This is a genomic window from Acinetobacter sp. YH12218, from assembly GCF_013417925.1.
Taxonomy (GTDB): Bacteria; Pseudomonadota; Gammaproteobacteria; order Pseudomonadales; family Moraxellaceae; genus Acinetobacter; species Acinetobacter amyesii.
The window spans coordinates 50810-59780 of sequence record NZ_VPDB01000014.1 but is presented as its reverse complement, the minus strand read 5'-3'; the positions used below and the strand labels follow the sequence as shown (position 1 = coordinate 59780).

9 protein-coding genes are annotated in these 8971 nt (G+C 38.9%); 4 read left to right on the top strand and 5 right to left on the bottom strand.

Annotated features, from left to right (window positions below; genetic code table 11):
- Positions 1 to 112: 112 nt before the first annotated feature.
- The 4 genes from FTV03_RS06185 to FTV03_RS06170 all read right to left on the bottom strand — a co-directional run bounded on the left by FTV03_RS06185 (position 113) and on the right by FTV03_RS06170 (position 3654).
- Positions 113 to 1012 carry a hypothetical protein gene (locus tag FTV03_RS06185; RefSeq protein ID WP_257220697.1) on the bottom strand — a complete coding sequence of 300 codons (900 nt, stop codon included), beginning with the start codon at positions 1010 to 1012 and terminating at the stop codon, positions 113 to 115.
- A 169-nt stretch (positions 1013 to 1181) separates the two neighbouring features.
- The gene (trpC, locus tag FTV03_RS06180; RefSeq protein WP_180040526.1) at positions 1182 to 1988 is read right to left on the bottom strand and encodes an indole-3-glycerol phosphate synthase TrpC; all 807 of its coding nucleotides are present in this window, start codon (positions 1986 to 1988) and stop codon (positions 1182 to 1184) included.
- 16 nt (positions 1989 to 2004) lie between these two features.
- A complete protein-coding gene (trpD, locus tag FTV03_RS06175; RefSeq protein ID WP_168379163.1) occupies positions 2005 to 3051 on the bottom strand; it encodes an anthranilate phosphoribosyltransferase in 1047 nt (348 codons plus the stop codon).
- Between the two features lie 18 nt (positions 3052 to 3069).
- Positions 3070 to 3654, bottom strand: a complete 585-nt coding sequence (locus FTV03_RS06170) for an aminodeoxychorismate/anthranilate synthase component II (RefSeq protein WP_078190263.1) — start codon at positions 3652 to 3654, stop codon at positions 3070 to 3072.
- Between the two features lie 888 nt (positions 3655 to 4542).
- Between FTV03_RS06170 and glnA the strand changes: the two genes are divergently transcribed.
- A complete protein-coding gene (glnA, locus tag FTV03_RS06165) occupies positions 4543 to 5958 on the top strand; it encodes a type I glutamate--ammonia ligase (RefSeq protein ID WP_171262625.1) in 1416 nt (471 codons plus the stop codon).
- Between the two features lie 96 nt (positions 5959 to 6054).
- Positions 6055 to 6333: a hypothetical protein gene (locus tag FTV03_RS06160; protein ID WP_168379164.1), complete on the top strand. Its 279-nt coding sequence runs from the start codon at positions 6055 to 6057 to the stop codon at positions 6331 to 6333.
- 82 nt (positions 6334 to 6415) lie between these two features.
- Here the strand turns inward: FTV03_RS06160 and FTV03_RS06155 are convergent, their stop codons facing one another.
- A complete protein-coding gene (locus tag FTV03_RS06155; protein WP_180040524.1) occupies positions 6416 to 7330 on the bottom strand; it encodes a polysaccharide deacetylase family protein in 915 nt (304 codons plus the stop codon).
- A 202-nt stretch (positions 7331 to 7532) separates the two neighbouring features.
- Between FTV03_RS06155 and FTV03_RS06150 the strand changes: the two genes are divergently transcribed.
- Positions 7533 to 8018: a chorismate lyase gene (locus FTV03_RS06150; RefSeq protein ID WP_111884531.1), complete on the top strand. Its 486-nt coding sequence runs from the start codon at positions 7533 to 7535 to the stop codon at positions 8016 to 8018.
- A 22-nt stretch (positions 8019 to 8040) separates the two neighbouring features.
- Positions 8041 to 8922 carry a 4-hydroxybenzoate octaprenyltransferase gene (gene ubiA, locus FTV03_RS06145; RefSeq protein WP_180040522.1) on the top strand — a complete coding sequence of 294 codons (882 nt, stop codon included), beginning with the start codon at positions 8041 to 8043 and terminating at the stop codon, positions 8920 to 8922.
- The last annotated feature ends 49 nt before the right edge of the window (positions 8923 to 8971 follow it).

Here is an 8971-nt window from a genome sequence, read left to right as displayed (position 1 = left end):
CAAGTAACTTGGACCAGTGTTGATCATTTAGCATTGTTCGAGGCATAGCGAGTGTAAAATTGGGTTTGGCGATTTAATTTTACTATCTCGCTATTTTTTTAATCAACAAATGTCAACAGACCCTAATAACTTTTTTATTTTTATATTGTTCTGCAAGAGCTAATGCTGATTGTTCTTCATTAAATTTAGAAATACACACGATTTCGGTTGAAGCGCCTTTTTCAAGTAAATAAGAAATTATCTGATATTGATTTAGGCGAATAGCTTTACCTAATGGGGAGCATCTAGTGAAATAATATGTTTGTGGTTCAACTTCATCTACTACAAGTTCATTTATTTTTCTAAGCTTCATTTTTTTGATGAAAGAAATATCTGTGTGCTCGATTGCCGCCATAATTAAGGTGGTATCATAAAATTCATTGTTTTCACCAAAATTTAAATATTCAAGATACAAATTTTTGGCTTTTTCATAATTATCAATATCATTTTTCTGTGTCAGGTTCTTTATCGCATTTTGGAAAAAATCATTCATATCATCAAAATTATTTATTGCTGCATGGAACATGAATAGATTTATTAAATATGGCTCATCAGCTAAATTCTTTTTCAATAAATGAGAATTTTCTTTATAAAAAATCTGTTCAAAATGATTTAATTTTTCCATGGAATAAGGGTGAGATTTAATATTGATTGGTTTTGATAAAGAATTTTTTTGTCCTTTAGAAATAGAAAAATAGGTTGAATTTTCAATATTCTTGTTTTTAGTATTGATTGAGAAATTAATGACTATTGGTAAGCCTTGATAACTAACGATTTCAATTTGATTCTTATTGAAATCATAATTTTTGCCCTTTAGCACGTTAGTATTTATATTTGGAAAAATTTGATTTAGGTCAATCTGCGCAGCAATGATGCCTTCGGGCATAGTGGAAATATTAAAGTAGAGGATATGATTTTGGTCAATAAGATACGGTGAGCCTGTATACAGAGTTATATTTTTTGCCCAACTCATCTGGTGTAGTGAAACCAAGATTAATGAAATGAATAGAAGAGTAGAAGAAATAATCGACTTCATTATTTTTAATTCTCAAATGAATAAAAATTATAAAAAGGATGTGTAATTTTTTTAATATGGATGCAAAGGAGAAAAAGGGTGAGCGAACTCACCCTACATATTTCATTTATATTTTATCAGGCACACCAAACAGCTCCTTAAACGCCTGATCAGGGCGTGGCTGCTTCATAAAACTTTCACCGACCAAGAATGCATGAATATCATGTTCTTGCATCATGGCAACATCTGTGGGTGTGGCAATACCGCTTTCTGTCACGAGTAGGCGAGAAGGTTCAAGTAACTTTTTCAAACGTAATGATGTGTTGAGGTCAACATCAAAGGTTTTTAAATTACGATTATTGACGCCAAGTATACAGTTGTCAGAAAGACGCATTGCACGCTCAAGTTCTTCTTCGTCATGTACTTCAACCAACACGTCGAGATTGTGTTCAAAAGCAGTTTTCGACATTTCTTCGAGTTGTTGATCAGACAAACAAGCCACGATTAATAAAATACAGTCCGCATGTAAAGCGCGTGCTTCAATTACGCCATAAGGGTCAATCAAAAAGTCTTTGCGCAGGGCTGGCAAGTCACAGTGCGAACGTGCGATCTGAATGTTTTCATCAGCACCTTGGAAAAAATCCACATCGGTTAAAACAGACAAACATGCCGCACCAGCATCTTGATACTGCTGCGCAATTTCAGCAGGGTTAAAGTTTTCACGAATGATGCCTTTCGATGGTGATGCCTTTTTAATTTCAGCAATCACCCCCGGACGTTTAGAGCCGAGGTTTTGTGCAAAACCTCGAACAGGTGTAGCTGCTTGAGCTAGCTCTTCGACATCTTTATAGCTACGTTGTTTAAGACGGGCTGCAAATTCTTCTTTTTTACGTTCAACAATTTTACCCAAAATTGTATTGGTGATATCTACCATGATCTGTGTCCTAATCTTAAGCTTCGTATTCTTTTAAAGTTTTAGTAAATTCAGACAAAATGCCCATTTTCTCTAGTGCTTGACCGCCATAAATAATGTCATGTGCTAATGCAACACCTTGTTTATAGCTTTTGGTTAAGCCTGAAACATAAATGCCTGCGCCTGCATTTAGGGCAATCATATTCGCGGCTTTATCACCGAGTGCAGATTTGTTTTTACCTAAAGCATCTTTGATCAATTTTAGACTTTCAGCAGCACTATCTACAGATAGACCCGTTAAGGTTTGCGACTCGATATCTACGGCTTCCGGCTGAATTTCCCATTCAGTGACTTCGCCATCTTTGAGTTCAGCAACATAAGTACTTGATGCAAGGCTAATTTCATCTAAACCGTCTTTTGAATGCACCACCAAGACATGTTCTGCACCGAGTTGTTTTAAAACTTCAGCCATAGGACGACATAATTCTGTAGAGAAAACACCAATCACAAAACGTTTTACGCCGGCCGGATTCGTAAGCGGGCCAAGTAGGTTGAAAATACTACGGAAGCCCAATTCTTTACGTGGACCAGCAGCATATTTCATGGCTTTATGATGATTAGGTGCAAAGAGGAAACCAACGCCCATTTCACGAATACAACGTTCAGTTTGCTGCATGTTCAGGTCAAGGTTAATTCCAGCTTGTTCTAAAAGATCAGAAGAGCCTGATTTTGATGAAACACCACGACCGCCATGTTTAGCAATGGTTGCACCTGCTGCTGCAATGACAAAACTAGACGCAGTAGAAACGTTAAATAAGTTTTGACCATCACCACCTGTACCAACGATATCCACCAAATGTGGCAGATCACTGACATCGATTTTGATCGCAAACTCACGCATTACACGTGCTGCGGCAGTGATTTCATCAATACTTTCACCTTTTTGGCGTAAGCCCATCATGAGTGCGCCAATTTGCGCATCGGTCGCTTCACCTTGCATGATGGTACGCATCACTTCTTCCATTTGAGGTTGAGTGAGTTCAATATTTTTAGTGATGTTATTTAAAGCTTGTTGAATATTCATAATATTTTTTGCACTCGATTAAGCGTAAATTTCTAAGAAGTTTTTAAAGATTTGATGGCCATGTTCACTAAGAATTGATTCAGGGTGAAACTGCACGCCTTCGACAGGCAATGTCTTATGTTTTACGCCCATGATTTCTTCCATCGTGCCATCTTCTTCATTGGTCCAGCAGGTCACTTCTAAACATTCAGGCAAAGTCGCTTGATCAATCACCAAAGAGTGATAACGCGTTGCTGAAAATGGCGAAGGGAGGTTGCTGAAAATGCCTTGATCGCTGTGATACATGTCAGATAAACGACCGTGCATCACTTTTTTAGCGCGAATAATATCGCCGCCAAAAGCTTGTCCTATGGCTTGGTGGCCTAAACACACACCGAGTAAAGGAATTTTTCCCGCAAAGTGTTGAATCGCAGGAATTGAAATACCTGCTTCACTTGGCGAACAAGGGCCAGGACCAATGACTAAATACTTCGGTTGCCATCGCTCGATATCTTCCAATGTCACGGCATCGTTACGTACAACTTTTACTTCCTGATTTAACTCGCCAAAATATTGGACGATGTTGTAGGTAAAAGAGTCATAATTGTCGATCATCAAAAGCATGAGCGTATTAACCTTTGAAATTTATGCACTTAACTGTGCTTAGAATAGTCCGAAATGATTCTAAATAGTTGTATATTGACCCAAATATCGTGTGGATATTTTAAATAGAAAAATAGTGAAATATTTAGAATGCAGCCAATCATAGCAAATATTATTCAATTTCTGCTGAACAATTTCGCCAAAGTTCATCGCAACTGAAATCATTTCAGCAAATTATCGACTTATAAATTTAGGATTTAAGTTGAACAAAGCAATAGGCTGAATTTAAGTGTTTAAAATGTGTTCAATTGATATTTTAAAAAGATCTGCTTACTGTCGTTAAAAATTGCAATTCAGGCTCTAGCTGGAAAAATATGAACCGTTTTGAAGCAAAATCACCAAAATGGAGCACAATTAATGCAAAGGTAGATTGATCAAAATTAAAACAAAATGGTTAAATCTACTTCAAAAAAAGAGTGCTTTAAGGGCTCAAAAAACCTAAATATCGATCATGAATATAGTTATCACGCTGGTATTTTTCCATCTAGAACTAGCTAAACCATTAGTTTCTATCGTATTTAAATTCGACCTTAAAGCTTGAATAAAATCCTAATAATTTTATCGTTGAAAGCGATTAATCATTTTGGTGCATACTGGTGCAAAACCAAGTTGCACTATTTTGATACACCTGCGAGAAGTTTTTAAACAAAAGTGATGAAGAGTGGCTGAATATGGTGCATTTACTGTTACACACAGTATAATAGTCGAAAAGCAAGGAGCTAAAATCTTCTATTCTGATAAGGAATTCAGTATTTTAGCTTAGCTTTTAAAAGTTGGTACGGTAATTGCTTAATAACTACCAACTACTAACACGCACTTCAGTGTGCACAAAAAAATCATCGGAGCAAAATGAGCATGGCGAACAAGGTCCTTCAACTCATCCAAGAAAGTGGCGCAAAATGGGTCGATTTTCGCTTTACTGATACTAAGGGTAAAGAACAACACGTAACTTACCCAGCAGATTCAATCGACGAAGATACGTTTGAAGATGGCAAAATGTTTGATGGTTCTTCAATTGCTGGTTGGAAAGGCATTGAAGCATCTGACATGATCTTACGTCCAGATGCAGAAACTGGTTTTATCGACCCGTTCTTTGCAGAAGCTACAGTTGTTGTGACTTGTGACGTTATCGAACCTTCAACTGGTCAAGGTTATGAACGTGACCCACGCTCTATTGCTCGCCGTGCGGAAGAATACCTAAAATCAACTGGTATTGGTGATACTGCTTTCTTTGGTCCAGAACCAGAATTCTTCGTTTTTGACGAAGTAAAATGGGACATCGATATGTCTGGCGCGCGCCACACATTAATCGCTGAAGAAGCTGCTTGGTCTACTGGTAAAGATTACGAAGCGGGTAACTCTGGTCACCGTCCACGTGTGAAAGGTGGTTACTTCCCAGTTCCTCCTGTAGATTCTTCACAAGATATGCGTGCAGATATGTGTGCAAAAATTGAAGACATCATGGGCCCAGGTCGTGTAGAAGTACATCACCACGAAGTTGCATCTTGCCAGCTTGAAATCGGTGTAAGCTTCAACACTATGGTTCGCAAAGCGGACGAAGTTCAACAGTTCAAATATGCTGTTTGGAACGTTGCTCACCAATATGCTAAAACTGCTACGTTTATGCCTAAACCAATGGTTGGTGATAACGGTTCAGGTATGCACGTTCACATGTCGATCTCTAAAGATGGCAAGAACTTGTTTGCTGGTGATGAATACGCTGGTCTTTCAGAAATGGCGTTGTACTTCATTGGTGGTGTGATCAAACACGCTCGTTCATTGAACGCAATCACAAACCCATCAACTAACTCGTACAAACGTTTAGTTCCACATTTCGAAGCACCGATTATGCTTGCTTACTCAGCACGTAACCGTTCAGCTTCTATCCGTATTCCTTACGTTTCTAGCCCTAAAGGCAAACGTATCGAAGCACGTTTCCCAGATCCAATGATGAACCCGTACTTAGGTTTCGCTGCGCTTCTTATGGCTGGTCTTGACGGTATTCAAAACAAGATCCACCCAGGTGAAGCTGCTGACAAGAACTTGTACGACCTTCCTCCTGAAGAAGAAGCTAAAATCCCTACAGTGGCTCATAGCTTAGATATGGCGCTTGAAGCTCTTGCAGCTGACCATGATTACCTTCTTAAAGGTGGCGTGTTCACTAAAGAAATGCTTGATGCCTACATCGAACTTAAAACTGAAGAAGTTCGTCGTCTTAACACGACTACTCACCCAGTTGAATTCGACATGTACTACAGCTTGTAATTCTGTACAGAATTTCACTGTAAAAAGACCCGCCTTGTGCGGGTTTTTTTATGGGATGGATTAAGATAAGGCAAAGAGTTGAATGAATATCTAAACATGGCAAAACCACGTAAAAAACATACCGGTTTTTTCCCTTGGATTGATCCAGCAGATCAGGCAAAGGGATTTAAACTTAACTTCTCAGAAGTGACTTATTTGGAAGTGGGGCGGACCGTTGAAGGTTATAAGCAGGCTCAATTTATCGAGCTGAAAAACCCAGAGCTGGCATTGGAGTTTCATTACCCTGAAAGTTTTTATATTACAACCGAAGGGTTGGTTTTAATAAAAACGCCGCAAGGCAAGTTTGAAGCCATTGCCAAGACAGATAACTTTTAATCCAACACTAAAACTTGATCTAAAAATTGACCTGAAACACAGCAGGTCATTTTTTATAGTGCTTTAAGTGATTTGCTAACCGTCATTGCAAACCATGCTGTTTTAAATTGTCACCTTCATAAGGCGCATCTTCGGCGGGGTAGCGCAGCTGTGTAATTCCTTGAGTTTTGGCAATGGACCAAATTACACTTTCACCCGCAGGGATATTTTGGCTGTGCTGCGTATATAAGGGATCTTGCAGGGCGTCTGCTGCTGAAATAAAAGTCCAGCCATGCTGCTGAAAAGCAGTAATGACATCCTTTAAAAATGCGGCATTAATAGCATTCACATGTAAAAGTAAAACATGCTGTGGCGAACGATTTATGGTGGGCTGGGCAAGTTGGTCATAATAATCTGCTCGGTGAAGCAGGTGAGCAATATATGCTTGTTTCAGACGTTCTAATTTGTCCTGATCTTGCTGTTTGGCATAGTCGAGATATTTTTGGTTATAAAACCAGTCACTGGCATCTATACTGACTCCGCCAATGCTGTATTTATGCTGTGCTAGCCATAGATAGACAGCATCACGCTTTTTAGCGCTATTACCTTCTTTTAAAAAAGGATACCGGTAAATACGTGTGTAATTCGGCAGCGTTTTTAGCACTGTATCCGCCTGTTCAATGCTGTGCAGATAATCTTTTAATGTGACATTTTCTTTATTCAGGTTTTGGTGCAGTGCACTATGTTTGCCAATCAGATGGCCGGATTGTCCCCACGCTTGAATTAGTTGCTTACCTTGATAATCACCAATTTTAATCAGGCTCGGAAAAACAATACTTTTGATTTTTTGATCATGCAGATGCTTTAAAATTTGAGCATTGATTTGTTCCGCTTGTGCGTTAAACGCTGGATTTAATCCATCATCAAAACTGAGTGCAATAGATTTTGCTTGAACCGTGATATTGGCACAAAGTAAAACGAAAAAAATAAAAACATGTAGCGGGTAAAATGGAAACATTATGCTTGTGTAATTTAGTGGTTATCCACGACATCATACTGTGTATGTGAGGTTTGTGTTGATTGCATATGTAATGAAGTGCTTAAGCTGTTTTGGTTTTGCTCATTTTACTTAAAACAAGCTATTGGTCATGAAAAACGATGTTGAGTTGGTTACACTAATGATTCGCTATACTCAGCAAATGGTTAAAGGGAAATGAAATATGCAGCGTCAAGCATGCGAAATGCGGGATAAAAGGATGTCTCCTGAATTAAGAACATGGTTGTATGCTTCGGGTTCATTAACCCAACAATTAACAGATTTTGCCCAAGGTGTATTTAAAGTTGAGCCGAGTATTGAGCAATTTCAACGTATGACGCTTCAAGATGCACGGTGGCTACAAATGCCAATACAGCACACAGCTTGGGTACGTGAAAGTTATTTATATGGCTGTGAAGCTGAGCCGTGGGTCAAGGCAAAAAGTATATTTCCAATCCTTAGCATACAAGGGCGTGCGCGGATTTTTCAGCATATTGGTAAAAAACCCATCGGACATTTTTTATTTCAGCGTACCAATCCGAAGTGTGAGCGGCGTGTATTGTGGCTAGACGATGGTTGGACACGTCAGAGCTGTTATACTTGGCATGGTTGTAAATTTATAGTTCAGGAAACTTTTTTAGCGAGTTTTGAGCAATATTTGCAGAAATAACATTACCAGATGAAGGATAGTCATGGCCGTGGTGCAACAGATTACTTGGCAGCAGCGTTTAGAAGCTTATTACTATTTATGTCGCTTCGATAAGCCAATTGGCACGGAACTGGTTTTTTGGCCAACCATGTGGGCACTGTGGATTGCCAATCAAGGAACACCGCAATTCAGTATTTTGATTCCCATGATTTTGGGCACGATATTTATGCGTGCAGCAGGTTGTGCGATTAATGACTTTGCTGACCGTAAAGTCGATGGTGCTGTGGAAAGAACCAAACATCGTCCTTTAGCCACTGGAGTGATTAGTGCTAAAGAAGCCATATATGTGTTCTTGATCTTGGTACTTGCTAGCGCATGTATGTTGTTCTTTTTACCGATAGAAACTTTTTATTGGTCCTTTGGTGCATTGTTTTTAGCGTTCATTTATCCCTTTATGAAACGCTACACGCATCTGCCACAAGTATTTTTAGGCGCGGCATTTTCATGGTCGATTCCTATGGCTTACACCGCTGTGGGGCAAACACCTGATTTGACTTGCTGGTTATTGTACTTTGGTAATTTGGCGTGGACCGTTGCATATGACACACAATATGCCATTACTGACCGTGAATATGATTTGAAAATTGGTGTGAAATCAACTGCGATTTTATTTGGTAAATATGATATAGAAATCATTTCTTTATTACAGGCGCTAAGCAGTGTACTGATTGGTTCTGCGTTGTATTTAGAAGATCTCTTGATGCCATTTGGTTTAGTTGCAATGTTGGCTGTGGCTGCCGATTTTATTTACCAGTGGGCTAAAACCAAAGGCCGTGATCCTCAGTTATGTTTTTGGGCGTTTCGCCATAACCGTTGGGTAGGGCTTATGATTTTTATTGGAATTTTCATGGCACTGACGCTTTAATGTCATTGATCTGAAACTGTTTAAAATGAGCTAAAGCATCCTATTTGGG

Coding starts and splice junctions, on each gene's coding strand:
- FTV03_RS06185 (WP_257220697.1), bottom strand. CDS start 1,012: ATGAGTTGGGCAAAAAATATAACTCTGTATACAGGCTCACCGTATCTT.
- trpC (WP_180040526.1), bottom strand. CDS start 1,988: ATGGTAGATATCACCAATACAATTTTGGGTAAAATTGTTGAACGTAAA.
- trpD (WP_168379163.1), bottom strand. CDS start 3,051: ATGAATATTCAACAAGCTTTAAATAACATCACTAAAAATATTGAACTC.
- FTV03_RS06170 (WP_078190263.1), bottom strand. CDS start 3,654: ATGCTTTTGATGATCGACAATTATGACTCTTTTACCTACAACATCGTC.
- glnA (WP_171262625.1), top strand. CDS start 4,543: ATGAGCATGGCGAACAAGGTCCTTCAACTCATCCAAGAAAGTGGCGCA.
- FTV03_RS06160 (WP_168379164.1), top strand. CDS start 6,055: ATGGCAAAACCACGTAAAAAACATACCGGTTTTTTCCCTTGGATTGAT.
- FTV03_RS06155 (WP_180040524.1), bottom strand. CDS start 7,330: ATGTTTCCATTTTACCCGCTACATGTTTTTATTTTTTTCGTTTTACTT.
- FTV03_RS06150 (WP_111884531.1), top strand. CDS start 7,533: ATGCAGCGTCAAGCATGCGAAATGCGGGATAAAAGGATGTCTCCTGAA.
- ubiA (WP_180040522.1), top strand. CDS start 8,041: ATGGCCGTGGTGCAACAGATTACTTGGCAGCAGCGTTTAGAAGCTTAT.